We start from the raw sequence: 24779 nt of genomic DNA, 5'->3' as shown, positions 1-24779 counted from the left end.
GCGGCCCCGCTGACGCCGTACGCGCCCGAGCCCGTGGCCAGGCCCGGGAGTGCGCGAGGACCGGGCCGGGCTCACCCGGCCGGGGGCTCCTCGGGCGGGGAACCGGGTGACCGGCCTCCCGGATACGCGCGGACGGCGTCGATCAGGTTGCCGAAGACGTTCTCCGGCGGGATCCGCTGCCACAACTCGTAGACCTTCAGGGTGTCCACCAGGGCCGCGTCGGGCCGCGCGAGGACGAAGGTGACGCCGCGCGTGGCGAGGAAGTCGAGCAGGCTGTGCAGGCGGACCCCGGCGGAGTAGTCGACGTCGGCGATGCCCGCGGCGTCGAGCACCAGCCAGCGCACCGGATGGGGCGCGCCGTCGACGAGCGCCCTGACCTGGTCGGCGAAGCGGCTCGCGTTCGCGTAGAAGAGCTCCGCGTTGAAGCGGAAGACGATCAGGCCGGGCGCACTCTCGACCCCCGGCCCGGCGACCGTGTAGGTGGGCACGCCCTCGCCGGTGACGCCGACGACGAAGTCCTTGGGCCGGTACTCCCGCCGGACCACCTCGAACAGGGACAGCGCGAGGGCCAGCAGCACGCCCTGCTCGACACCGATGCAGAACACCGCGAGGGCGGTGGCGACGGCCACGACGAACTCGTTGCGGCGCCGGGTGCGGATCCGCCGCAGACCGCGCACGTCGATCAGGTCGAGGCCCACCAGGAACACGATCCCGGCCAGCGTCGCGAGCGGCATGTCGGCCAGCAGATCGGTGAAGACCAGCGCGACCAGGAGCGACAGGAACGCCATGGTGAGGTTGGCGACCTGGGTCCGGCCGCGCTGCTGGTCGAGGATCTCCGTCTTCGTCGGGGAGCCGTTGACGACGAAGGTGCCGCTCAGCCCGGCGGCGATGTTGGCGACCGACAGGCCGACCAGGTCGCGGTCGACGTCGACGCGGTCGCCGTGGCGGGTCGCGTAACCGTGGGCCGTGGCCGCGCTCTGGGCCAGGATCAGGACGAAGCAGGAGACCGCGACGGAGAAGACCGCGGACACGTCGCCGGGGGACAGCCCGGACGGCAGGCCGAGCGGTGGGAAGCCGCCCTCGACGGCGCCGACGACGGCGACCCCGTGGCCCGAGGCGTCCGTCGCCGCTGACACGGCGATCAGCACCACCACCGCCACGACGGAACCGGGGAACCGGGGCAGGAGGCGCTTGAAGGCCACGATGATCACGACGGTGGCGGCGCCGAAGGCGGCGGTGCGCCAGGAGACCTCGTCCAGGCGGGACATCCAGGACCACTGCTGCTGGAACCAGTTGCCACGGCCCCTGGGGATGCCGAGCAGCTCGGGGATCTGAGCCGTCGACACCTGGACACCGACACCCGTCAGGAACCCGATCAGGACGGCCGCGGACAGGAAGTCGGCGAGGAAGCCGAGCCGCAGCAGCCGCGCGGCGGCGAGGATCACGCCCGACAGCAGGGCGACCAGCCCTGCCAGCCCCACCCACTGCGGCGACCCCGGGACGAGACCGTCCACCCCGAGCCCGAGCAGCCCGGCGGAGAGGATCGCCGCGGTGGCGGAGTCCGCGCCGACGACCAGCAGCTTCGACGAGCCCAGCACGGCGAAGGCGATCGCCGGCAGGACCAGCGTGTACAGGCCGGTGACGACGGGCATGCCGGCGATCGAGGTGTACCCCATGACCTCGGGGATCGCGACCGCCGACAGCGTCACCCCGGCGAGCACGTCCCGGCCCAGCCACGCCCGCCGGTACCCGCGCAGCGACACGGGGACCGGCCTCGTCATGCCAGTCACCTGGGCACCTCCGCAGCGGCCGGAGAACGCGTACGCCCCCATGGTCGCCGTCGCCGGACCGCGGCTGCGGCATTTCGCCCGGGTCCGCGACGTCGGCGACCGACTGCCGGTACGGCCGGCCCCGACCACGTCGCCCCGGATGCGCGGAGAGCGCCGCGGCCGGCGTCAGTGCAGGTCGGCACGGGCAGGGTCGGCACGGGCAGGGTCGGCGCGGTCCGGGGTGTCGTCGAGGAAGCCGCCCGACTGGTGCTGCCAGAGCTTCGCGTAGGTGCCCTCCGATGCGAGCAGTTCCTCGTGGGTGCCGTGTTCGACGATCCGTCCGCGGTCCAGGACGACGAGCCGGTCCATGGTGGCGACCGTGCTCAGCCGGTGCGCCACCACCAGTGCCGTCCGTCCCTCCATGAGCCGCCACAGGGCCTCCTGGACGAGGAGTTCGCTCTCCGAGTCCAGGGCGCTGGTCGCCTCGTCGAGCAGCAGGATCGGCGCGTCGCGCAGGATCGCCCGGGCGAGGGCGACCCGCTGCCGCTGTCCGCCGGACAACTTGATGCCGCGCTCGCCCACCATGGTGTCGAAGCCCTGCGGCAGCGCGTCGGTGAACTCCGTGACGTGCGCGGCCTCCGCGGCGCGGCGGATCTCGGCGTCGGTGGCGCCCGGCCGGGCGAACGCGATGTTGTCCCGAAGCGACCGGTGGAACATCGCCGGGTCCTGCGGCACGTAGGCGATCAGGCTGCGCAGGTCGGCCTGGCGCAGCCGGGTGATGTCCTGGCCGCCGATCAGGATCCGTCCGGCGTCGACGTCCGTCATCCGCAGCAGCAGCCGGGTGAGGGTGGTCTTCCCGCCGCCGGACCGGCCGACCAGTCCGAACTTCGCCCCGCTCGGCACCGTGAGGTCGAGGCCCCGGAAGATCGGGTCCGCGCCCGCGTGGGCGAAGTGCACCCGCTCGAAGCGGACGTCCGCGCCCCGGCGCAGCAGCGGTTCCGGCACGGCGGGATCGAGCACGGTCGGCGGCGTGAGCAGCAGCTCCGTGAACTGTGCGGCCTCCGTCAGCGAGCTCTCCAGCCGGCGGTAGATCTGGTTGAACTCGAACATGATCCGCGTCGCGTTGCTGTAGTAGGTGAAGGCGACCACCACCGCCTCCACGTTGTGCCGGCCCCCGCCGAGGGTCACCGCCAGCAGCAGGCCGAGGGCGTTGGTGAGCACCGACATCGGCGCGACCAGGGTGTCGATGCGCAGGTTGCCGTAGTCCCAGGACCGCAGCGAGAGCCGGCGCGACTCGGCGACACGGGACCGGTGTTCGGCCGCCTCGCCCCGCTCGGCCGCGAACGCCCGGACGGTGTCCATGTTCATCAGGCTGTCGGCGACGTGGCCGGACACCCGGGCGATCGCCTCCTCGCGCTCGTTGACCAGTGCCTGGCGACGGCGGATGAGCGGGGCCGCGCACAGCGCCGTCAGCGCGATCATCACCAGCAGCCCGACCACGAGGAGCGGTTCGTAGCGCCACAGCACCACCGAGCCGAAGACCAGCGGCACGAAGCTGGCCACGACCGAGAAGGTCAGCGTGTCGACGAAGTCCTCGAAACGGGAGGCGAAGCTCAGCACCCGCTTGGTCAGCGAGCCGGCGAAGTTGTCGTGGAAGAACGCCGCGTCCTTGGCGAACAGCTCGTCCATGCCGATCACGTAGAGGTGCTCGATGCCGAGGGCGTCGAGGCGGTTCAGGCAGTGCAGGCCGACGCGCCACACCGCCTCCCCGGCCAGCAGGGCGCCGGCGAAGCCCAGGACGTACGGGAGCAGCGAGCCGGAGCCGGCCCCGGTGGGGGAGGCGATCTTGCCGACGAGCTTCGCCACCGCCAGCGGCGCGAGGTAGGCGATCCCGATGTTGCCCAACGCCGGCAGCAGCATGGCCGGCACCGTGAGGTACGGGAGCCGGGCCAGCTCCCGTCCGTAGTAGCGGAGTGCGAGGAGCACCGAACGCCTGCCCGGTGCTCCTCGGAATGTCTCGGACGATCCCATCCCGACCTCGTTGCGTCGTGCGAAGCCCAGCGACTGCCCCTCCCGGCAAATGAAATGATGTATGACTAATCGTCAAAAACCTTGTACAGAGGGGCAGAAGCCACAGTCTCCCGCGACGGCCCCGGTGCAGTCCAAGCAATTTCCGGCAGGGCGTCACCTCCGACGGTCGCGGGCCGCTCGGGGTCGGCGACGGGTCGCAGTGACCACCCGGGCCGGGCCGGAGTTGATCGGGGCATGGAAGAGACGGGTGCCCGGCAGGTGGTCCCGCGACCGAGGGACGCCGACGCCCGCCGGGTGATGCGGGCCCAGCGCCGTGTGAACACCGCGCCCGAACTCGCCCTCCGGCGGGCGCTGCACGCACTCGGCTTCCGCTACCGGGTGGACCTTCCCCTCCCCACCATGCGGCGCCGGAGGGCGGACATCACCTTCGTGCCCTGGCGTACCGCGGTGTTCGTGCAGGGCTGCTTCTGGCACGCGTGCCCCGAGCACCTGCACGCGCCGAAGCACAACGCCGAATGGTGGTGGCGGAAGCTCGACGACAACGTGCGTCGCGACCGGCACACCGATGCGAACCTCGTCCGGCTGGGTTGGCTGCCCCTGAGGATCTGGGAGCACGAGGCCGTCGAGGCCGCCGTCGACAAGGTCGTGGAGTTGCTCGCCCACCAGGGGCATCCACGAGCACGGCGGCTGCACCGGAGCTCCGGACGCGGCACGGGGGTGCCGCCGAACGCGACGGACCCCGTCGGCCCCGCCCGGCTCCGCTCCGGCGGACCGGTGTGATGCCGGTGGGGATGCCGGCCGCGGCCTCGGCGAGGACGGCTTCGATGCGGCGGTGGTCGGCCTCCAGGGCGGCGATGTGCTCGGGGAACTCGCCGGCCAGGGCCGGGAACAGGCCGTGTTCCTCGACCTCGGTGTGCGGGCGCAGGATCGCGGCGATCGCCCGGGCGGCCTCGGCCGTCCGGGCCCGGGTCGCCCTCGCGGTGGGCGACCCGGGCCGTGCCGATCAGGTTGACCGCCGCCTCGTGTTCGTTCGTCAGACCGCGGATGGCGGCCATCGCCCGGCACCCGCAGTACTCGCACATGTCGGGGTTCTCCTCGTCGGTCGGAGGACGGGTCAGGCGGCGCGGACGGCGCGCCGGACCCGGGTGGCGGTGAAGACCACGGCGGCCAGGGCGACCAGGGTGAGGGCCGCCAGGCCGGCCGCGTACGAGTGGTAGCTGCCGTACAGGGCGCCCATCACGAGCGGCGGGACGAAGCCGCCGAGGCCGCCGGCCGCGCCGACCACGCCGGTGACGGAGCCGACCTGGTTCGCGGGGGCGAGGAGGGCGACCAGGGCGAAGGCCGCGCCGCTGCCGGCGCCGAGCGCCGCGGCCATGGCGAGGAAGGCCGCCGTGCCGAGCGGCGCGAGTGCGGGGGTGAAGCCCTGGACCAGGGCGCCGAGGGCGACCACGGCGAGCGCCCAGGTCAGGACCCGTACGGGGCTGGTGCGGTCGGACAGCCAGCCGCCGACCGGCCGCATCAGGACGGCGAGCAGCACGAACCCGGCCATCCGGTTGGCCGCGTCGGCGCTCTGGAGTCCGTAGGCGGTCTTGAGGTAGGTCGGCAGGTACACGGAGAAGGCGACGTAGCCGCCGAAGGCGACCGCGTACAGGGCGGAGGCCTGCCAGGTGACGCGCAGCCGGAGCGCCGCGCCGAGGCGGCGGGCGAGCGGCTCGGAGGGCACCGTCCGGCCGGGGGCGTCGCGCAGCAGGAGCAGTGCCACCACCGCGTAGAGGGCGAGCACGACCGCGGTGAGGACGAAGGGGGCGGCGGTGCCGTGGCCCTTGACCAGGTTCACGGTGGTCAGGGCGCTGATGGCGGTGCCGCCCATGCCGGCGCCGAACACGCCGACGGCCGCGCCGCGCCGCTCCGGCGGGAACCAGGCGCTGACGAAGGGCACGCCGACGGCGAAGGAGGTGCCGGCGATGCCCAGGAAGAACCCGCCGACGAGCAGTTCGGTCAGCGAGGAGTGCCCGGCGAGCCCGAGGTACAGCACCGGGACGATGGTGGCGGCGGACACCAGCGGGAACATCACCCGGCCGCCGTAGCGGTCGGTGAGCGCGCCGACCGGGATGCGGCCCAGCGACCCGACGATCACCGGCACGGCGACGAGGAGGGACTGCTGGAAGGAGCTGAGGCCGAGGGAGTCCTTGAACCGCGGGCCGAGCGGGCTGATCAACGCCCAGGCCCAGAAGTTGAGGGCGAAGCCGAGGGTGGCCAGGGCCAGCATCAGGGTCCGCCTCCCGGAGGCCGGCGCGGCCGCTCTCGTCCCGTTCGGTCGGGTGTCCATGGGGTTCTCCGTCTCTCCGGTGCGCGGCCGTCAGGTCGTGCACGCCGGTGGCCTCGGGCTCGGTCGGGCATCAGCCTGCTGGTCCGGGGCCTTGCGCGGTCCCTGCCGACCGTCCCGGACCGGGGTGCCGGAGGGCCTGGTTCCCGGCCGGTGTCCCGGGGCCGGCCGGCCGGATGATCAGGGACCTTCGGCCCCCGCGCGGCCCTGCGGGCACTGCCTAGCGTTCGGGCCATGGACGAGGAGAGCGCTGCGGGTGACCCCGGGCCCCGCGAACGACAGCACTGGCCGCTGGCGGCGAGACGCCTGCTGACCCGCCGTGAGGTGTCGGCCGACGGCCGCGCCGCGTTCGGCGAGGGGGGCACGGAGTGGGAGGGCTTCTACCGGGACCGCTGGTCCCACGACAAGGTCGTGCGGTCCACCCACGGTGTCAACTGCACGGGTTCCTGCTCCTGGATGGTGTACGTCAAGGAGGGGATCATCACCTGGGAGCACCAGGCGACCGACTACCCGTCCATCGGCACCGACTGTCCGGAGTACGAGCCGCGCGGCTGCCCGCGCGGGGCGTCGTTCTCCTGGTACACCTACTCGCCGAGCCGGGTGCGCTACCCGTACGTGCGGGGCGAGCTGTTGAAGCTGTGGCGCGAGGCCCGCGGGCGCCTGGGCGATCCGGTGGCGGCGTGGGCCGAGATCACCGGGGACCCGGCGAAGGCGCGGGCGTACAAGAGGGCGCGCGGCAAGGGCGGCCTGGTGCGCGCGGGCTGGGACGAGGCGACCGAGCTGGTCGCCGCCGCCCAGGTGCACACCGTCAGGACGTACGGTCCGGACCGGGTGGCGGGCTTCTCGCCGATCCCGGCGATGTCGATCGCGTCGTTCGCGGCCGGGGCCCGGTACCACTCGATGATCGGCGGGACGCTGCTGTCGTTCTACGACTGGTACGCGGACCTGCCCGTCGCCTCGCCGCAGGTGTGGGGCGACCAGACCGACGTGCCGGAGTCCGCGGACTGGTGGAACGCGGGCTACCTGATCATGTGGGGCTCCAACATCCCGGTGACCCGCACGCCCGACGCGCACTTCCTGACCGAGACCCGCTACAACGGCGCCAAGATCGTCGCGGTCAGCCCCGACTACGCCGACAACGTCAAGCACGCCGACGAGTGGCTCGCCCCGCACCCCGGCACGGACGGCGCGCTGGCCATGGCCATGGGCCACGTGGTCCTGCGCGAGTTCCTCGTCGACCGCGAAGTGCCCTACTTCCGGGACTACCTGCGCACGTTCACCGACGCCCCGTTCCTGGTGGCCCTGCGCGAGCACGAGCACGGCCTCGTCCCGGACGGCTTCCTGACCGCGGCCGACCTCGGGCAGGACACGGAGCACGCCGGGTCCAAGACCGTCCTCGTCGACTCGGCCACCGGCGAGCCCGTCGTGCCGAACGGCTCGCTCGGCTTCCGCTGGGCGAAGCAACAGGGCCGCTGGAACCTCGACCTGGGCGACGTCGTGCCCGAGCTGAGCCTGCTGGAGCGGGCCGAGGAGACCGTCGAGATCGCGCTGCCCCGCTTCGACGAGGGCGCCACCGAGGGCGGCTCCGTCCTGGTGCGCGGGGTGCCGGTGCGCCGGATCGGCGGCCGGCTCGTCACCACCGTCTTCGACCTGATGCTCGCCCAGTACGGGGTGCACCGCCCCGGGCTCCCGGGCAGCTGGCCGTCCTCGTACGAGGACGCCTCGCAGCCCTGCACGCCGGCCTGGCAGGAGACGATCACCTCCGTGCCGGCCGAGCAGGCCGCCCGCATCGGCCGCGAGTTCGCCCGCAACGCCGAGCGCACCAACGGCCGGTCCATGATCGCGCTGGGGGCCGGGACCAACCACTGGTTCCACTCCGACACCATCTACCGGGCCTTCCTGGCGCTCATCACCATGACCGGCTGCCAGGGCGTCAACGGCGGCGGCTGGGCGCACTACGTCGGCCAGGAGAAGGTCCGCCCGGTCACCGGGCAGCAGCACCTGTCGTTCGCCTTCGACTGGCAGCGGCCCACCCGGCACATGGCTGGCACCTCGTACTGGTACCTGAACTCCGACCAGTGGCGCTACGAGGCGTTCGGACCCGACGAGATCGCCTCCCCGCTCGGCGAGGGACGGTTCCGGGGCAAGGGCTTCGCCGACTGCCTGGCGCAGGCCGTGCGACTGGGCTGGACGCCCGGCCACCCCGGCTTCAACCGCAACCCGCTCGACCTGACGGACGAGGCAGCCCGGGCCGGCCGGCCGGTCGCCGAGCACGTCGTCGACGAGCTGAAGTCGGGACGGCTGCGGTTCGCCGCCGAGGACCCCGACGACCCCGCCAACTTCCCGCGGGTGCTGACCGTGTGGCGGGCCAACCTGCTCGGCTCCTCCGGCAAGGGCAACGAGTACTTCCTGCGCCACCTGCTGGGCACCGACGCGGCCGTGCGTTCCGAGGAGACACCGCCCGAGGGGCGGCCGAAGGACGTGGTGTGGCGGGAGGAGGCGCCCGAGGGCAAGCTCGACCTGCTGGTCACCATGGACTTCCGGATGACCTCGACCGGCCTGTACGCCGACGTCGTCCTCCCCGCCGCCACCTGGTACGAGAAGGACGACCTGTCCAGCACGGACATGCACCCCTTCATGCACGCCTTCACCCCGGCCATCGCCCCGCCGTGGCAGGCGCGCACCGACTACGACACCTTCCTGGCCCTCGCCGACCGGTTCAGCGAGCTGGCGGCCGACCACCTCGGCACCCGCACCGACGTCATCGCCGTGCCGCTGCTGCACGACACCCCGGACGAACTCGCCCAGCCCGGCGGGGTGGTGCGGGACTGGAAGGCCGGCGAGTGCGAACCCGTCCCCGGGAGGACGATGCCGAAGCTGGCGGTCGTCGAGCGGGACTACACCGCGATCGCGCAGAAGATGCGTGCTGTCGGCCCGCTACTCGACACCCTGGGCACCACCACCAAGGGCGTCACCGTCGTCCCGGACAAGGAGATCGACGAACTCCGGCACCGCAACGGCACCGTAAAGGACGGGATCGCCGCCGGACGGCCCTCGCTCGCCACCGCGAGCCACATGTGCGAGGCGGTCCTCGCGCTGTCCGGCACCACCAACGGACGGCTGGCCGCCGAGGGATTCCGGGTGCTGGAGCGGCAGACCGGCAGCGGGGGCCTGGTCGAACTCGCCGCCGAACGCGAGGCGGAGCGGATCACCTTCGCCGACACCCGCACCCAGCCCCGCGCCGTGCTGACCTCGTACGAGTGGTCGGGCTCGGAGACCGGCGGGCGGCGCTACTCGCCGTTCGTCATCAACACCGAGCACAAGAAGCCCTGGCACACCCTGACCGGCCGGCAGCACTTCTTCGTCCAGCACGACTGGGTGTCCGAGGTCGGCGAGCAACTCCCCGTCTACCGGCCCCCGCTGAACTCGCCCCGGCACTACGGCGACGAGCACCTGCGCGACGGCCGGGCCGAGGTCACCGTCCGCTACCTCACCCCGCACTCCAAGTGGTCCATCCACTCGAACTACCAGGACAACAAGTACATGCTCGACCTGTCCCGCGGCGGCCCGGTCATCTGGATGTCCACCGGCGACGCCGAGAGGATCGGCGTGAAGGACAACGACTGGATCGAGGCGTACAACCGCAACGGCGTCGTCGCCGCCCGGGCGGTGGTCACCCACCGGATGCCCGAGGGCACGGTGTACATGTACCACGCCCAGGACCGCAACGTGAACGTGCCGAAGACCGAGGTCAGCGGCCGGCGCGGCGGCATCCACAACTCGCTCACCCGGCTGCTGCTCAAGCCCACCCACCTCGCCGGCGGCTACGCGCAGTTCACCTACGCCTTCAACTACTACGGCCCGACCGGGAACCAGCGCGACGAGGTCACCGTGATCCGCCGCCGCTCGCAGGAGGTGACCTACTGATGAAAGTCATGGCCCAGATCGCGATGGTGATGAACCTCGACAAGTGCATCGGCTGCCACACCTGCTCGGTCACCTGCAAGCAGACGTGGACCAACCGCACCGGAGTCGAGTACGCCTGGTTCAACAACGTCGAGACCAAGCCCGGCGTCGGCTACCCGCGCCGCTACGAGGACCAGGAGAAGTGGAAGGGCGGCTGGATGCTCGACGCGCGCGGGCGGCTCGTCCTGCGCTCGGGCGGACGCGTCAAGCGGCTGCTGTCGCTGTTCTCCAATCCGGACCTGCCGTCCATCGAGGACTACTACGAGCCGGTCACCTACGACTACGACAACCTCGTCAGCGCCCCGGCGGGGAACGACGTCCCGGTCGCCCGCCCGCGCTCGGTCCTCACCGGGGAGCCGACGGCGATCACCTGGGGCGCCAACTGGGAGGACGGCCTCGGCGGCGCGCCCGAGCACGCGGGCGGCGACCCCAACCTGACCGGCGAGTGGGCCGAGAAGGTGAAGTTCGAGTTCGAGCAGACCTTCCTCTTCCACCTGCCCCGGCTGTGCGAGCACTGCCTCAACCCGGCCTGCGTGTCGGCCTGCCCGTCCGGCGCGATGTACAAGCGGGTCGAGGACGGCGTCGTCCTGGTGGACCAGGACCGCTGCCGCGGCTGGCGGATGTGCGTCACCGCCTGCCCGTACAAGAAGGTGTACGTCAACCACGCCACCGGCAAGGCCGAGAAGTGCACCTTCTGCTTCCCGCGGATCGAGGCCGGCCAGCCCACCGTCTGCTCCGAGACCTGCGTCGGCCGGCTGCGCTACCTCGGCCTCCTGCTGTACGACGCCGACCGCGTCGGCGAGGCCGCGGCCACCCCCGACGACAAGGACCTGCTGGACGCCCAGCGCGGGGTCTTCCTCGATCCGCACGACCCCGAAGTGATCGCGGCGGCGCGGGAGTCGGGCATCCCCGAGGACTGGCTGGAGGCCGCCCGGCGCTCCCCCGTGCACGCGCTGGTCTCCACCTACAAGGTCGCCCTGCCGCTGCACCCGGAGTACCGCACCCTGCCGATGGTCTGGTACGTCCCCCCGCTCTCCCCGGTGCTCGACGCGGTGGACTCGGCGGGCGGCAGCCGGGACGACCCCGACCACGTCTTCGCCGCCGTCACCCGGCTGCGCATCCCGCTGGAGTACCTGGCCGAGCTGTTCAGCGCCGGGGACACCGAGGTGGTGGCCGGCGTGCTGATGAAGCTCACCGCGCTGCGCTCCCACATGCGCGGGCGCGCCCTCGGCGAGGCGGGCGACGAGGGCGCGCTGAAGGCCGTCGGGCTCACCGCCCGCGAGGCGGAGGACCTGCACCGGCTGCTCGCCGTCGCCAAGTACGCCGACCGGTACGTCGTGCCGGCCGCGCACAAGGAGGACGCCGCCGCCCTCGCCGGGATCGAGGACCGCTGCCCGGTCGAGGTCTCCGGCGACCGGGGCGGCCGGGTGACGCTCGGCATCCCCACCCTGCGCAGAAGGACGGGGGAGTAGCGGCATGAACGCACCGCACATCGGCATCCCGGCCCGGGCCCGCCGGAGCCGTCCGGCCGGCACGGCGGAGCAGACCGCGCAGCGTGTGCTCCTGCTGCGCCTGCTCTCCCTGCTGCTCCAGTACCCGGACACCGAACTGGTCCTCGGGCGGCAGGAGTTGGCCGCCACGGCCGAGGCCCTGGAGCCCTCCCCGGCCGCCGCCGAGATCGCGGCCTTCACCGCCTGGTTCGCCGAGCAGCCGCCCGACGCCCTGGAACGCCACTACGTCGAGGTCTTCGACCTGCGCCGCCGAAGCAGCCTCTACCTGACCTACTACCTGCACGGCGACACCCGCCGCCGGGGCACCGCCCTGCTCGCCCTCGCCCAGCGCTACCGCGCCGCCGGCTGGGAGGCCGACGCCGCCGAACTCCCGGACCACCTCCCGGTCGTCCTCGAATTCGCCGCCCTCGAAGGCCCGGGCGCGGGCGAGGCGCCGCTGCGCCAGCACCGGCGCGGACTCGAACTGATCCGGCACTCGCTGGCCGACGCCGGCTCCCCCTACCGGCACCTGTTCGCCGCGCTCCTCACCCTCCTCCCGCCGCCCACCGCCGCCGACCTCGCGGCGGTCGCGGAACTCGCCGCCGCGGGCCCGCCCGCCGAGGAGGTCGGCCTCGACCCGTACGGCGGCGGCCTGTTCGCGCCGCCGCAGACGTTCGTCCCGCCGGAGCCGGCCCCTTCGACACTGATCCCGCTCCTGCCGACCAGGACCAAGGAGGGCCACCGATGAGCCCCGCAGGCACCCCCCTCGCCGCACCGGCCACCGGCGCCGACCTGCTGCTGTGGGTCGCCTTCCCCTACATCTGCCTCGCCGTCTTCGCGGTCGGGCACGTCTGGCGCTACCGGCAGGACCAGTTCGGCTGGACCTCGCGCACCAGCCAGCTGCTGGAGCACCGCTGGCTGCGCTGGGGCAGCCCGCTGTTCCACCTGGGCGCCTTCGCGGTGATCGGCGGCCACGTCGTGGGCCTGGCCGTCCCGGCCTCGTGGACGGAGGCGGCCGGGATCTCCGAGCACGCCTACCACCTGACGGCCGTCTCGCTCGGCACGGTCGCCGGAACGGCCATGATCACCGGGCTCGGCATGCTGAGCGCCCGCAGACTGCTGAACCGTCGGATCCGCATCGTCACCGACCGCAGCGACGAACTGCTCTTCCCGCTGCTGTCGGCGACCGTCCTGCTCGGCTTCGCCGCCACCGCGGTGCACAACGTCGTCGGCGGCGGCTACGACTACCGCTCCACCGTCTCGATCTGGTTCCGCGGGGTGTTCGCCCTCCACCCCCGGCCCGAGGCGATGGCCGGCGCCCCGCTGCTGTTCCAGCTGCACGCGCTCTCGGCCTGCCTGCTCTTCGCGGCCTGGCCGTTCACCCGGCTGGTGCACGTGTGGAGCGCCCCCGTCGGCTACCTCGTCCGCCCCTACCTGGTCTACCGCCGACGCCCCGCCCCGACCGGCGGTGCCCGGTGAACCGCCCGACGCTGCGCACCCGCGCCGAACACGGCGCCGCGGCCGGGGCCATGACGTGGGAAGCGGCGCGCGAGGCCGCCCGGGACAGCGCCGGGCAACCGCTGCCCGCCGTCGTCCGGGCCCTCCCCGAGGCGCTCGGCCACACGCTCGCCGAGCCGCTGACCGCCCTCACCGACCTGCCGCCGTTCGACACCTCAGCGATGGACGGATGGGCGGTGGCCGGGACGGGACCGTGGCGGCTGCGCGACGGCGGCGTCCTCGCGGGCGGCGCCGAGGCCGGGCCGCTCGACCACGGCACCGCCGTACCCGTCGCCACCGGCGCCCGGCTGCCGTCCGGTGCGACGTCCGTGCTGCGCCGCGAGCACGGGCGGGCGACGGCACCCGACGGCGTCCTGTACTGGCGGACACCGGAGCCGGCGGCACCGGGCCGCGACGTCCGGCCGCGCGGCCAGGAGTGCCGCCGGGGCGACCTGCTGCTGGCGGCGGGCACCACCGTCACCCCGGCCGTGCTGGGCCTGACGGCGGCCGCCGGGTACGACCGGCTGACCGTCCACCGCCGTCTGACCGTGGAACTGCTGGTGCTCGGAGACGAGTTGCTGACCTCCGGCCTCCCGCGGGGCGGCCGGGTGCGTGACGCCCTCGGCCCGCTGCTGCCGCCCCTGCTGCGGAGTGCGGGCGCCGAGGTGACCGGGATCCGGCGGGTGGCGGACGACGCCGGGCCGCTGGGCGCCGCCCTGCGCAGCTCGACGGCCGACGTCGTGGTCACCACCGGCAGCACCGCGGCCGGGCCGGTGGACTTCCTGCACCACGCACTCGGCGGGCCGGGCGCCCGGCTGCCGGTCGACTCCGTCGCGGTGCGGCCCGGGCACCCGATGCTGCTCGCCGAACTGCCGCCCGCCGCCGACGGGAGGGCCCGCCTCCTGGTCGGCCTGCCCGGCAACCCGCTCGCCGCGGTGGCCGGAGCGGTGACCCTCGCCCTGCCGCTGCTCCGACGGCTGGCGGGCCGGCCGGACCCGTCCCGCCGGGTCGTCGCCGCCGCCGACCTGCCGGGCTGCGCACGGGACACCCGGCTGCTGCCGGTGGCGTTCACCGGGGGCGGCGCGGTGCCGATCGGGTTCGACGGGCCGGCGATGCTCCGCGGTCTGGCGCTCGCCGACGCCCTCGCGGTGGTGCCGCCGGGCGGGGTCGCCGACGGCACCGCCGTCGAGGTCCTGGAGCTGACCGGCCACTGACCGGCCGCACCCGGTGTCGGTTCTTCCGGAACACCGTCACCGCGAGGCCGGCGCAGGAGGTGTCGCCGGTGGCGGAGGCCGCGCCGTCGCGGTCGAGGACCTTCGTCCACGTCCCCCGGCGGCAGGCCCACGTCGTAGGTGCTGCCGGTGGGGTTGTGGACGACGACGGTGTCGTGGCTCGTGGGCGCCGCGGCGTCGGAGCCGATGCGGCCGACCACCACGGAGCCGTCCACCTGGGCGGTCATCTGGTTGTGGACGGCGTCCCAGCCGGTGAGGCGCAGCGCTGGTGCGGCCTTCCGGAGCGCGACGGCGTCCCGGTAGTAGCGGAACACGGCCGCGTCGGCGGTCTTGTCGCCCCAGTGGATCGCGTTCACCGGGTCGGAGGCGTCGTAGGAGTTCTCCGCCGTGGTGTAGTCGCCCCCGACGACCTTGGAGCGGAGGAACTCGTCGCCTTCGGCGATGACCGGGATCCCCTGGGAGGTGAGCACCATGCCGACGGCGAACCGGTCGATCCGGCCGGCCGTTCCGGCTGCGCCGCCGCGCGCCCCGGAGTAGGTGATCTTGTCGTAGAGGTTCAGGTTGTCGTGGATCGAGGCGTAGTTCATGGTCTGCTCGGGGTCGTGGGCGAACGCCGGGCTCCACAGGTCGGACAGGACGGCGGTGCTCTTCGCGTCCGTCGGTGAGCCGCGCATGCCGAAGGCGATGGCACCGGGGTTGCCCGAACCGCCCATGTAGGCCATGACGTCGTCGTCCGTGCCGCCCCGGATCGCGTCCCGGTAGACGCCGTTGAAGACGCCGACGTGCGCCGGCGCGAGGGCCGGGACGGTGCCGTAGCGCACCTTCCGGGCCTCCTGCGGGTCGGCCGCGGCGCCCCGTACAGCAGGAGGTTGCGGTCCGGGTAGGTGGTGTCGAGGTAGCTCGCCCAGGCGGAGACGCTGCTGTAGCGGTGCACCCCGGCGAGGTCGAAGCGGAATCCGTCGACGTCGTAGTCGCGGACCCAGTGCTCCAGCGAGTCCCGGATCATGCGGCTGACCATCGGGTTGCCGTCGTCGATCGAGTTGCCGGTCGCGGACAGGTCGGTCGGCGTGTAGTACTGCCCGGTGATGCCGCCGAAGACGTTCTTGTCGTAGGGGTGGTTGCAGACCACGTCCATGACCACGCGGATGCCGTTGCGGTGGAATCCGTCGACCATGTCCTTGAACTCCCGGATCCGGTCATCCGGCGCGCTGAACTGGGAGTACTGCTCCTCGGGGACGTTGTAGCCGACCGGGTCGTAGCCCCAGTGGGGCACGGTGCTGCCGAAGTCGAACGAGGGCATCGACTGGACGGTGGTGACGCCCAGTTCCTTGAGGTGGTCGATGCCCGTCCTGGCACCGCCGGCGGTGGTGGTGCCGGTCTGCACCAGGCCGAGGAACTTCCCGCGCTTGGCCGGGTCCACCCGGAGCTCGCGTCGACGGTGAAGTCGCGGACGCTCAACTCGTAGACGACGGAGTCCTCGCGGGCGGCGAGGGCGGGCCGCGGGGCCCGGCTGCCGCCGGTCGGCGCGACCGCGGCGGTGTCGACGACGAGGCCCTGGGTGGTGCCGGGCCTGACCATCTGGGCGTAGGGGTCGCGGACGGCGGTGCCGCGCACGGAGAACCGGTAGGCCTGGTCCTTGAGGTCGCCGCCGACCACGGCCTGGTAGACGGCGGAGTAGCCGCTCACGGTCACCGCGGTCATCGGGTGGCTGGTGCCGCCGACGCTGACGCTGACGTCGGAACTGTCGGGCGACCAGAGCCGGAAGGTGGTGCCGGTGGGGGACTGCCTCCCGGGCGGCCCGGGACGTCGGCGCGGCGGCGTGTGGGGGGCACGTCGCGGCTGTCCCGGGTGAAGGGCGGGTGGGGGTGTGCGGGGGCCGCCGACCGGTGGGACGGGCGATCCCGGCCCGCAGGGGCGGTGGGGTGCGTCGCGCGACCGACGATCCCGCCGTCCTGAGGGCACGTCAAGTCAGGACGCGCGATGTTTCTGCAATTTGCAGCAAGGCCATGCGCTCCGCTCCGCCGCTGACGGACCGGGGCGCGCGGACGGGGGAGGTTTGGCGGCCCGCCCGCGGAATCTTGTATGGTTCCTCGCGAATCATCCAGAGGGGTGGAGGGACCGGCCCTACGAAGCCCCGGCAACTCCCCGGTCGAACCGGCGTCCGAAGTACGCGCCGCGCCGCCCGGGGTCAGTGCCAACTCCGGCCTGCCGCCACTGTGGCGCGGGAAAGATGAGGAGACACGGTGCTCTCTGTGCTGTCCTTCGCCCGGGCGCTTCCCGCCCCGGTCTCTCCGCGTACCCGTCCCGTGCCCGGCGCAGCCACTCGGCCGACTTCTCCGGCCTGTCCTCGCTGACCACCCCCGCTCCCGCGCGGAGCGTCCGTGGGCGGGGCCCCCGCCGCTCACGGGATCTGAGACGGAGTACCCATCATGGAGAACACCAGCGGCGTCGGCGTGCTCGACAAGGTCACCTCGATCCTCGGCACCCTGGAGGCCGGTCCCGCCACCCTGGCCGGACTCGTGGCCGCCACCGGCCTGGCGCGGCCCACCGCCCACCGGCTCGCCGTCGCACTGGAACAGCACCGCCTGGTCGCCCGCGACCTGCAGGGACGGTTCGCCCTCGGCCCCCGGCTCACCGAGCTCTCGGCGGCCGTCGGCGAGGACCGCCTGCTGTCCGCGGCCGGCCCGGTCCTGGCCCACCTGCGCGACCTCACCGGCGAGAGCGCCCAGCTCTACCGCCGGCAGGGTGAGGTCCGGATCTGCGTGGCCGCCGCCGAACGCCTCTCCGGCCTGCGGGACACCGTGCCGGTGGGCATCGCCCTCCCGATGAAGGTCGGCTCCGCCGCGCAGATCCTGCTCGCCTGGGAGGAGCCCGAACGCCTTCACCGCGGCCTGCAGGGCGCCCGTTTCACCGCCACCGCCCTCAGCGGCGTACGGCGCCGCGGCTGGGCCCAGTCCATCGGCGAACGCGAGGCCGGGGTCGCCTCCGTCTCCGCACCCGTGCGTGGTCCGGCCGGCCGGGTCGTCGCCGCCGTCTCCGTCTCCGGGCCGATCGAGCGGCTCACCCGGCACCCCGGCGCCCGGCTCTCCCCGGCCGTCGTCGAGGCCGCCGGCCGGCTCGGCGAAGCCCTGCGCCGGCCCTGACCGGCCCGCCGGGCCGTGCCCGCGGAACACCCGTGGGCCGGCCGCCGGTTCAAGCGTCCGGTTCGCACACCACCGGGTCGGCTGACCGTCCGTCAGTTGGCGTGGGCGTGTGGATCGGGACGAACGCCCACTCCACGCCTCGTCGTTCGGCGCCGCGGCGACCGCCTGCGCCGAACACCGTCCCGACTGCGCGCAGGCCGCCGTGCGCCGGGCGCTCGAACCCGCGCCCGGCCCGCGGGTGCTCGACCTCGGCGCCGGTACCGGCAAGCTGACCGCGGGACTGCTCGCGCCGGGCGCGGAGGTCGTCGCCGTCGAGCCCGACCCGGCGATGCTGGCCGAGCTGCGCCGCTCGCTCCCGGACGTCCGTGCCCTGCGGGGCGGCGCCGAGGCGATCCCGCTGCCGGACGCCTCCGTCGACGCCGTGCCGGCGGGCAACGCCGTGCACTGGTTCGACACGGCCGTCGCGGGCCCCGAGATCGCCAGGGTCCTCGCACCCGGCGGCGTGCTGGCCGGCCTGTGGAACCTGCTGGACGACCGGGTCGACCGGGTCGCCGGACTGGCGCGGACCGCCGGGAGCGCGGCCGTCGGCCCCCGTGACACGCCCGCCGCCTGGCGTGCCGAAACGGCCGCCGTACACCTTCCGAAGGCCGGCGGACCCGCCCGGTTCGGGTCGCCCGAGCAGACCGCGTTCCCGCACGGGCAGCGCCGCACGGCCGACACCCTGGTCGCCTCGCTCGCGACCCGCGCGGGGATGCCGGTCATGCCGGAGCGGGAGCGGGAGGCCGCGCCGGGTCGGATCCGGGCCTTCCTCGCGGGTGAACCGGAGACCGCCCGCGGTGGGTTCACCCTGCCGATGCTGACCGGGGTGCTGCGCAGCCGGAGGCTGTGAGGCCGGTCCCGGCGCTCCGGGCCGCGGCGCTCCCCGCTCGCGGGGCGGCCGCGCGGGTGCGGGGTGTCGTGGCGTGGCCGGATCCGGTTCCCCGTCGCCGGGACCCGTGTCAGCATGCAGTCGGCGAGGTCGACTGACTGAACACGGACAAGAATGGGGGGGCTATTCATGATCACTCGACTCGGGAGGGGTGCCGGCCCGCGGAGGTGGGCGGCGCTGGCCGCCGCCGCACTCTGCGGAGCCGTCGGCGCCGGCACCGTCGGGGCGACCCCGGCCGCGGCGGCCGACCAACGTCACGCGATCTACGCCGTCGCGCACCGGGTCGACGCCCTGGACGGCGTCGACGCCGCACTCGACCACGGCGCCAACGGCATCGAGATCGACGTCTGCGCCTGGTGGAACCCGAACGAATGGCGCGCCCACCACGACTGCTCCTCGGCCGGCGACGCCCGGCTGGGCCCGAGCTTCGACAGCATGATCGACCGGATCGTCGCCGACGCCGGCGCCGGGCGCCGGCCGGCCCTGGTCTGGCTGGACATCAAGGACCCCCACTACTGCGGGGAGCAGCAGAACCGCGGATGCAGCGTCGCCGGACTGCGCGACAAGGCCCAGCGGCTGACGGCCGCCGGCATCCAGGTGCTCTACGGCTTCTACGAGTACCACGGCGGCAGCACCCCGGACGTCGGCGGCCGCGGCTGGAAGGGCCTCGAAGGCGGGCTCGGCCCGCTGGAGGGCATGACGACGACCGGGACCCGCGACCGGGTCCGCGCCGCCTTCGACCGGTCCGGCCCGGCGATCCCGGCCGGCCGCCGGGTGATGGACTACGGCGACAGCGACATCACCAAGGGGTTCGGCAACTGCACCACGTACAACACGTGCGCGGAACTGAAGAAGGGCGCCGCGGACCGCGCCGCCGGACAGCTCGCCGCCACGCTCTCCTGGACGACCACCTACGACGACCCGTGGTACGTCGACAAGCTGCTGGGCGACGCGCGGGTGGACGGCATCATCGCGGGCTACGGCGCCTTCACCGGGGTGCGCGAGTACGACCGGAGCCGGCAGTGCGCCAACGCCGTCAACCTCGTCCGCGACTGGGTGAACCGCCACGGCTCGACCCATCGCATGGCCGACGCCGGTGACCGCATGTTCCGTTAGGGCCCGCCGGAGCCGGAGCCGGAGCCGGAGCCGGAGCCGGGGCCGGGGCCGGGTCGTGCACGCATTCGGTTCGACCCGGCCGTGGTCGGCGCGGTACGGTCGCCTGTCATGCACACCAGGCCCGCCGTGCGGCCCCGGCCGCACCGGTGACGGTCGGTCAGGGCCGGTGCGCACGGGCAGCGATCACGCCCGGCCGACGGGGTGCCACCGGAGTCGACGTTCACCCGGTGGCGGCCCCGCGCCGAGAGGGCGACGGGGGGAAGACGGGGGCGATGGACGCCGAGGAGACCGAGGGCCTGCGCACGGCGGGGCCGATCCGCTCGGCCGGGCAGGGACGCTACGAGATGCAGGCACCGCTCGGGGAGGGCGGCATGGCGTCCGTGCACCGGGCCCGCGACCGGGTGCTGGGACGGACCGTCGCCGTGAAGACGCTCCACCCGGACCTGGCCCGCGACCCGGCCTTCCGCGAGCGGTTCCGCCGCGAGGCCCGGGCGGTCGCGGCGCTCAACCACGTCAACATCGTGGCCGTGCACGACAGCGGCGAGGACACCGGGCCCGACGGCGTGGTGCCGTACATGGTGATGGAGTACGTCCGGGGCCGGTCGGTGCGCGAGCTCGTCCGCGAGGCGGCCGCGGGCCGTGCCGGCGGCACCGTCCCGCTGGACCGTGCGCTGGCCGTGACCTCGGCCGTGCTGGACGCCCTGGAGTGCAGCCACCGCCAGGGGCTCGTCCACCGGGACATCAAACCGGCCAACGTCATGACGACGGACGACGGCACCGTCAAGGTGATGGACTTCGGCATCGCCCGGGCGCTGCAGTCGGACGCCACCGCGATGACCCGTACGGGCACCGTCCTCGGCACACCCCAGTACCTCTCGCCCGAGCAGGCGCAGGGCAGGCCGGCGGACGCCCGCTCCGACCTCTACTCGGTCGGCTGCATGCTCTTCGAACTGGTCACCGGCACCCTGCCGTTCGACGGGGAGTCGGCGATGAGCGTGCTCTACCAGCACGTCCAGCAGCCGCCGCCGGTGCCGTCCTCGATCAACCCGTCGCTGCCGCCGGCCGTCGACGCGGTGGTGGCCCGCGCCCTCGCGAAGGACCCCGCGGGGCGCTACCAGAGCGCCCGTGCCATGGCCGAGGACGTCCGCCGGGCCGCCGCGGGCGGAGCACCGACCCGTCCGCTGCACTCCGCTCCCACGGTGACGGCCGAGCACGTCAGGGCGGAGCACATCGGGGCCGAGGACGACGAGTCCCGGCCCGCCGGGGCCGAGCACGCCGACGCCCGGGACACCGGGGGCGGGGGCGCGGGTGCCGGCGCGGGTACCGGCCCGTCCTGGCCGTTCGCGGCGTTCACCGGTGCCGACGACGCCGCTACGGCCGACGCCCTCGCCGAGGGCGTGCGGTACGTCGCGATCCGGCGGCAGGCGCAGCTGAGGCGCGTGCGCAACGCCAGGATCGTCGGTCTGGCCCTGGTGCCCGTCGTCGCGGTCGTCTGGGCCGTGACCGCGTTCGGTGACCCCTTCGGGTACCGGACCGCCACCCACACCCCGGACCCGCGGGCGACCGGCCCGTACTCCTCGTGCGATCCGCTGGCCTTCGGGGGCGACGGCTTCAGCCCACCCTCGTTCTCGGGCATGTCGCCCGCCGAGGCGCGGGCCTGCGCGGAGATCGCCGGACTGAAGATCGACCAGAAGACCACCACCGGCAGCAAGTACAACAAGGACACCGTCACCCGGCAGGAACCGGGGACCTCCCAGTCGGTGAAGCGGGGCGGCACCGTCACCGTCTGGGTGTCGACGGGCGGCGATCCCCGGGCGACGGGGGACCTCGCCAACTGCGAGGCCGAGGAGCAGCACGGCAAGGTTCCCACCCCCTGGCTCAAGGGCAGGACCCTGAACGCCGCCCGCACCTGCGCGGACATCGCCCACCTCAAGCTGGAGGAGGCCGGCAAGGTCCAGGACCGCCTCACCCCGGCCGGGCAGGTGGCACGCCAGGAACCCGGATCGGAGGACACCACCGTCGGCAGCACCGTCAAGGTCTGGATCTCCACCGGCGGCGACCCCAGGGCCGTCGGCGCCCTCACCGGCTGCGACGGCGCGAGCGGCGACCGGCCCGAAGCACCGGCGCTGGAACACATGACCGTGGCCGACGCCCGCACCTGCGCCGACATCGGCCACTTCAAGCTGCAGGAGCAGAGCGTGCCGGACAAGATCTGGCCGAGCGGCGAGGTCGTCCGCCAGGAGCCGGGCAGCTTCAGCCGGATCGACCCCGGCAGCACCATCAGCATCTGGGTCTCCTCCGGCGCGCCGTGACCGGAGTCCCCCCGCCGGCCGGTGAGCCACGGGTCGGCCCCGCGGACGGCGGGCCGACGGCCGTGCCCGGCGGTCACCTCCTCGCGAGGTCGCCGGAGTAGGCGCCGACGCTGAGGTGGAGGCTGCCGTCGGCGTTGCGCGTGTAGACCTGCTCGTGCGGGTCGGCTGCGCAGCCGGTGAGGATGCTCATCGGGCGGGTCTTGAGGATCAGGCGGTCGGTGCCGACGGAGATCAGGTCGGCGACGGAGTCGCAGTAGCGCGTGCCGGCTCCGGTGTTGTTGTGGATGGTGCCGACCGGCTCGCCCGGCCGTCCCTGGGCGAGGGTGATGGTGAAGTCGGCCCGGATGTCGTCCTGTCGGCCGGTGAGCGGACCCTGCCAGGTGCCGAGCATGGCGGTGGGTACCGTGCCGGCGGGTGTCTGCGGGGCCGGTTCGCCGGAGGTCGGCGACGTCGGGGCGGACGCCGGTGCGGACGGGCCGGCGGATCGGGCGTCGCGGCCGCCGACCGCCGGCTGTCCGGCGCCGGAGACGCGGTTGCCGTGGCTGGTGGAGAGGTAGACGGCCGTACCCGTCACCACGACCGCCGTGGCGGTGGCGATGACGAGACCGGGACGGAGACGACCGGAACGGGCCGCCACGGGCGGGGGGTCGACCGCCGCCATGATGCCGGCCGACGGGACGGCCGCAGCCGTCGGCGTGGGCGGGTGGGCCGGCGGCGGCGGTACGGCCGTGGCTCCCTGCACCGTCGGACCGTGGTGTGCCGGGTCCGGCACCTGGACGGCGGACCGGAGCGGTGGCGGGGCGGCGTCGCCCGGGCGTCCGCCCGGTGCGGCCTCGGCGTCGAGGTCGAGCAGTTCCACCGCGAGGCGGGCCAGTGAGCCGGCGATCCCGGACGGCAGCCAGCCGCGCCCCGTCAGCCGCTCCGCCGCCGCGCCGTCGCCGGCCGCCAGCCACGCACGGATCCGGTCCGGGGTGGGCCGTGCCGCGGGGTCCTTGGCGAGGCAGGCGGACACGAGGTTCCGCAGGCCCGGGTCGACGGTGTCGAGCCCGCGGAGGTCGGGCTCCTCGTGCAGGACGCGGTAGAGCAGGACGGGTGTGCTCACGCCCGCGCCGAACGGCGGGACGCCGGTGGCGGCGTACGCCAGCACCGCGCCCAGCGAGAAGACGTCCGAGGCCGGGCCCACCGTCCGCCCCTCGGCCTGCTCCGGCGAGAGGTAGCCGGGACTCCCGATCACGAAACCCGATCGGGTCGGCGTGGTCGTGGCGTCCAGCGCCCGGCTGATGCCGAAGTCGATGAGCCGCGGCCCGTCCAGGGCCAGCAGGACGTTCGACGGCTTGACGTCCCGGTGGACGAGACCGAGGCCGTGCACGGCCGTCAGCGCCTCGGCCAGTCCGATCCCCAGCGAGTGGACGGCCGCGGCCGGCAACGGACCGTGCTCGCGGACCGCCGATCCCAGCGACGGCCCGGCGACGTATCCGGTGGCCACCCAGGGGCGGTCGCCCTCGGTGTCGGCGTCCAGCACCGGCGCGGTCCACCGACCGCCGACCCGTCGGGCCGCCGCCACCTCCTGCCGGAACCGCACCCGGAACTCCTGGTCGGCCGCGTAGGGCGGGTGCACCATCTTCACCGCCACCGTGCGCCCGCCCGCGGTCCGCCCCAGGAAGACCTGGCCCATCCCGCCCGCGCCGAGCCTGCGGACCAGACGGTAGTCGCCCACCTGCCGGGGGTCCGCGGACCCGAGTGCCTCCACGCCGCCGATCCTCTCGCCGTCCCACGTCCCGTCGTTCACACCAGACGGTAGCGGCCGCGGAGACGGTTCCGGTCCACCGATCGGGAGAGCCGACGTCGCGTGGGGTCGGCCGGCGGTGCCGCTCGGCCGCAGGGCCCGGCCCGGGACGGGGTCGTCCGCCGGGGCCGGGCCCCGCCGGCTCAGCAGTCGGGGACGACGGTGCCGTTGTTGTCCTTGGCCTGGTCGTTGCCCCACTTGGAGAGGTAGTAGGCGGAGACCCATTGGCCGGCGGGTCCGGTGTCGGGGTCGGTCTTCAGCCACCAGTGGTTGTAGCTGCCGCCGTTGCGGATCTCGCGTCCCCAGGCTTTGCAGAACACGTAGTTGGTGCCCTGGTTGAGGGTGCCGGTGCTCGCCGTGCTGGTGGGGGAGGCGTAGACGGGGGCGTTGGCGAAGGTGTCGACCCAGTACTTGGTGGTGCCGGACGGCGGCGGGGTGGAGCCGCCGGGGCCGTAGAGGCGGACGGCGCCGTAGTAGTCGCCGTGCGAGGACAGCGCGGCCACCTGCACGTGGCCGCCGGAGTACGGCGCCTCGGCGATGTATCCCCGGCCCAGGTACATCGCCACGTGGTGGATGGTGGACGGGGTGCCCCCGAAGAACACCAGGTCGCCCGGGAGCAGCGGGCCCGTCCCGTCGCCCCGGAGGAATCTCGCCACCGCGCGCGAGGTGGTCCACTGGGTGGTGGTCACGCCGTTGATGACGTCCGTGCCCACGGCCAGGTGGTAGGCGTAGCGGACCATGCCGGAGCAGTCCAGGCCCTTCACGTGGCAGTCGTTCGGGGCGCCGTTCGATGCGTCGCAGATCCCGTACGAGGGGCCCGGCTGCCCGCCGTGGCCGCCGCCCCACGAGTACGGCGTGCCGATCAGGCGGCAGGCCGCGTTCACGGCCGAGTCGGCCTGTGGCGCGGCACCGGAGGAGAGGACTCCGCAGGCGGGTGCGGCGTGGGCGGCCTGCGCGCCGACGAAGAAGACGGCGAGGGAGGCGAGTACGGCCAGGAGTGCGGCCAGGCGCAGGGTCGGAAGGGACCGCGGGGGTAACGGGTCGACGCGCGTAGTCACAGGGCATCCTCGGGGGCGTGTGCCACAAGTGGCAGCAACGGAAGGGGGGTTGGTGGCGGACATTCAAGCACCGTGCGGTCCGCATCCGACAGGCCCGGGTGAAAACAATTTCTGCAAGCCGCGCG

Annotated in this window: 16 protein-coding genes, 2 pseudogenes and 1 riboswitch; of the genes and pseudogenes, 10 read left to right on the top strand and 8 right to left on the bottom strand. The window is 73.9% G+C overall.

Going from position 1 to position 24779, the window contains the following annotated elements:
* Nucleotides 1-71 precede the first annotated feature (71 nt).
* Entirely contained in the window at nucleotides 72-1781 is a 1710-nt protein-coding gene (locus AB0442_RS18440; RefSeq protein WP_366164006.1) for a SulP family inorganic anion transporter, read from the bottom strand.
* Between the two features lie 174 nt (nucleotides 1782-1955).
* Nucleotides 1956-3800: an ABC transporter ATP-binding protein gene (locus AB0442_RS18435; protein WP_366164005.1), complete on the bottom strand. Its 1845-nt coding sequence runs from the start codon at nucleotides 3798-3800 to the stop codon at nucleotides 1956-1958.
* A gap of 234 nt (nucleotides 3801-4034) precedes the next feature.
* Here AB0442_RS18435 and AB0442_RS18430 point away from each other — a divergent pair, with 234 nt between their 5' ends.
* On the top strand, nucleotides 4035-4580 hold the full coding sequence (locus AB0442_RS18430) for a very short patch repair endonuclease (RefSeq protein WP_366164004.1): 546 nt from the start codon (nucleotides 4035-4037) through the stop codon (nucleotides 4578-4580).
* Nucleotides 4581-4650: 70 nt separating this feature from the next.
* On the opposite strand, the pseudogene AB0442_RS18425 reads toward AB0442_RS18430, so the two are convergent.
* A pseudogene (locus tag AB0442_RS18425) lies at nucleotides 4651-4725 on the bottom strand (hemerythrin domain-containing protein); the annotation flags it as partial.
* A 189-nt stretch (nucleotides 4726-4914) separates the two neighbouring features.
* Nucleotides 4915-6129: an MFS transporter gene (locus AB0442_RS18420; RefSeq protein ID WP_366164002.1), complete on the bottom strand. Its 1215-nt coding sequence runs from the start codon at nucleotides 6127-6129 to the stop codon at nucleotides 4915-4917.
* A 231-nt stretch (nucleotides 6130-6360) separates the two neighbouring features.
* Between AB0442_RS18420 and AB0442_RS18415 the strand changes: the two genes are divergently transcribed.
* The 5 genes from AB0442_RS18415 to AB0442_RS18395 are packed head-to-tail and all read left to right on the top strand — an operon-like array spanning nucleotide 6361 to nucleotide 14293.
* Nucleotides 6361-10053: a nitrate reductase subunit alpha gene (locus tag AB0442_RS18415; RefSeq protein ID WP_366164001.1), complete on the top strand. Its 3693-nt coding sequence runs from the start codon at nucleotides 6361-6363 to the stop codon at nucleotides 10051-10053.
* Nucleotides 10053-11564, top strand: coding sequence for a nitrate reductase subunit beta (narH, locus tag AB0442_RS18410; protein ID WP_366164000.1), 1512 nt, complete (start codon nucleotides 10053-10055; stop codon nucleotides 11562-11564). Before AB0442_RS18415 ends, narH begins: the two co-directional genes overlap by 1 nt.
* A 4-nt stretch (nucleotides 11565-11568) precedes the next feature.
* On the top strand, nucleotides 11569-12330 hold the full coding sequence (gene narJ, locus AB0442_RS18405) for a nitrate reductase molybdenum cofactor assembly chaperone (protein WP_366163999.1): 762 nt from the start codon (nucleotides 11569-11571) through the stop codon (nucleotides 12328-12330).
* Nucleotides 12327-13061 (top strand): respiratory nitrate reductase subunit gamma, encoded by a 735-nt coding sequence (gene narI / locus AB0442_RS18400; protein WP_366163997.1) that lies wholly within the window; start codon nucleotides 12327-12329, stop codon nucleotides 13059-13061. Before narJ ends, narI begins: the two co-directional genes overlap by 4 nt.
* Nucleotides 13062-13111: 50 nt before the next feature.
* Nucleotides 13112-14293 carry a molybdopterin molybdotransferase MoeA gene (locus AB0442_RS18395; protein ID WP_366164069.1) on the top strand — a complete coding sequence of 394 codons (1182 nt, stop codon included), beginning with the start codon at nucleotides 13112-13114 and terminating at the stop codon, nucleotides 14291-14293.
* Nucleotides 14294-14894: 601 nt separating this feature from the next.
* On the opposite strand, the gene AB0442_RS18390 is transcribed toward AB0442_RS18395, so the two are convergent.
* Together AB0442_RS18390 and AB0442_RS18385 are read right to left on the bottom strand one after the other, a co-directional pair.
* Nucleotides 14895-15731, bottom strand: coding sequence for an alpha-amylase family glycosyl hydrolase (locus AB0442_RS18390; RefSeq protein ID WP_366163996.1), 837 nt, complete (start codon nucleotides 15729-15731; stop codon nucleotides 14895-14897).
* 173 nt (nucleotides 15732-15904) lie between these two features.
* Nucleotides 15905-16273, bottom strand: a pseudogene (locus AB0442_RS18385) (hypothetical protein); the annotation flags it as partial.
* A 132-nt stretch (nucleotides 16274-16405) separates the two neighbouring features.
* Nucleotides 16406-16548, top strand: a riboswitch (SAM riboswitch).
* A gap of 192 nt (nucleotides 16549-16740) precedes the next feature.
* On the opposite strand from AB0442_RS18385, the gene AB0442_RS18380 reads away from it, so the two are divergent.
* From AB0442_RS18380 to pknB, 4 genes are all read left to right on the top strand, one after another.
* The gene (locus AB0442_RS18380; RefSeq protein WP_366163995.1) at nucleotides 16741-17454 is read left to right on the top strand and encodes an IclR family transcriptional regulator; all 714 of its coding nucleotides are present in this window, start codon (nucleotides 16741-16743) and stop codon (nucleotides 17452-17454) included.
* A 109-nt stretch (nucleotides 17455-17563) separates the two neighbouring features.
* Nucleotides 17564-18343 carry a class I SAM-dependent methyltransferase gene (locus tag AB0442_RS18375; protein ID WP_366163994.1) on the top strand — a complete coding sequence of 260 codons (780 nt, stop codon included), beginning with the start codon at nucleotides 17564-17566 and terminating at the stop codon, nucleotides 18341-18343.
* Between the two features lie 168 nt (nucleotides 18344-18511).
* The gene (locus tag AB0442_RS18370) at nucleotides 18512-19498 is read left to right on the top strand and encodes a phospholipase (RefSeq protein WP_366163993.1); all 987 of its coding nucleotides are present in this window, start codon (nucleotides 18512-18514) and stop codon (nucleotides 19496-19498) included.
* Between the two features lie 272 nt (nucleotides 19499-19770).
* The gene (pknB, locus tag AB0442_RS18365) at nucleotides 19771-21810 is read left to right on the top strand and encodes a Stk1 family PASTA domain-containing Ser/Thr kinase (RefSeq protein ID WP_366163991.1); all 2040 of its coding nucleotides are present in this window, start codon (nucleotides 19771-19773) and stop codon (nucleotides 21808-21810) included.
* 73 nt (nucleotides 21811-21883) lie between these two features.
* Here the strand turns inward: pknB and AB0442_RS18360 are convergent, their stop codons facing one another.
* Both AB0442_RS18360 and AB0442_RS18355 read right to left on the bottom strand, forming a co-directional pair.
* Nucleotides 21884-23599 (bottom strand): protein kinase, encoded by a 1716-nt coding sequence (locus AB0442_RS18360; protein WP_366163989.1) that lies wholly within the window; start codon nucleotides 23597-23599, stop codon nucleotides 21884-21886.
* Between the two features lie 140 nt (nucleotides 23600-23739).
* A complete protein-coding gene (locus tag AB0442_RS18355; RefSeq protein WP_366163987.1) occupies nucleotides 23740-24654 on the bottom strand; it encodes an NlpC/P60 family protein in 915 nt (304 codons plus the stop codon).
* Between the last annotated feature and the right edge of the window lie 125 nt (nucleotides 24655-24779).

It is taken from the genome of Kitasatospora sp. NPDC085895 (assembly GCF_040702125.1).
GTDB lineage: Bacteria > Actinomycetota > Actinomycetes > Streptomycetales > Streptomycetaceae > Kitasatospora > Kitasatospora arboriphila.
This window is presented reverse-complemented; position numbering and strand designations above follow the sequence as displayed.

Excerpts from the sequence above, each read along its gene's own strand:
- pknB (WP_366163991.1), top strand. The coding sequence starts at position 19,771 with ATGGACGCCGAGGAGACCGAGGGCCTGCGCACGGCGGGGCCGATCCGC.
- AB0442_RS18430 (WP_366164004.1), top strand. The coding sequence starts at position 4,035 with ATGGAAGAGACGGGTGCCCGGCAGGTGGTCCCGCGACCGAGGGACGCC.
- AB0442_RS18370 (WP_366163993.1), top strand. The coding sequence starts at position 18,512 with ATGATCACTCGACTCGGGAGGGGTGCCGGCCCGCGGAGGTGGGCGGCG.
- AB0442_RS18415 (WP_366164001.1), top strand. The coding sequence starts at position 6,361 with ATGGACGAGGAGAGCGCTGCGGGTGACCCCGGGCCCCGCGAACGACAG.
- AB0442_RS18440 (WP_366164006.1), bottom strand. The coding sequence starts at position 1,781 with ATGACGAGGCCGGTCCCCGTGTCGCTGCGCGGGTACCGGCGGGCGTGG.
- AB0442_RS18395 (WP_366164069.1), top strand. The coding sequence starts at position 13,112 with ATGACGTGGGAAGCGGCGCGCGAGGCCGCCCGGGACAGCGCCGGGCAA.
- AB0442_RS18420 (WP_366164002.1), bottom strand. The coding sequence starts at position 6,129 with ATGGACACCCGACCGAACGGGACGAGAGCGGCCGCGCCGGCCTCCGGG.
- AB0442_RS18435 (WP_366164005.1), bottom strand. The coding sequence starts at position 3,800 with ATGGGATCGTCCGAGACATTCCGAGGAGCACCGGGCAGGCGTTCGGTG.
- narI (WP_366163997.1), top strand. The coding sequence starts at position 12,327 with ATGAGCCCCGCAGGCACCCCCCTCGCCGCACCGGCCACCGGCGCCGAC.
- AB0442_RS18380 (WP_366163995.1), top strand. The coding sequence starts at position 16,741 with ATGGAGAACACCAGCGGCGTCGGCGTGCTCGACAAGGTCACCTCGATC.
- narH (WP_366164000.1), top strand. The coding sequence starts at position 10,053 with ATGAAAGTCATGGCCCAGATCGCGATGGTGATGAACCTCGACAAGTGC.
- narJ (WP_366163999.1), top strand. The coding sequence starts at position 11,569 with ATGAACGCACCGCACATCGGCATCCCGGCCCGGGCCCGCCGGAGCCGT.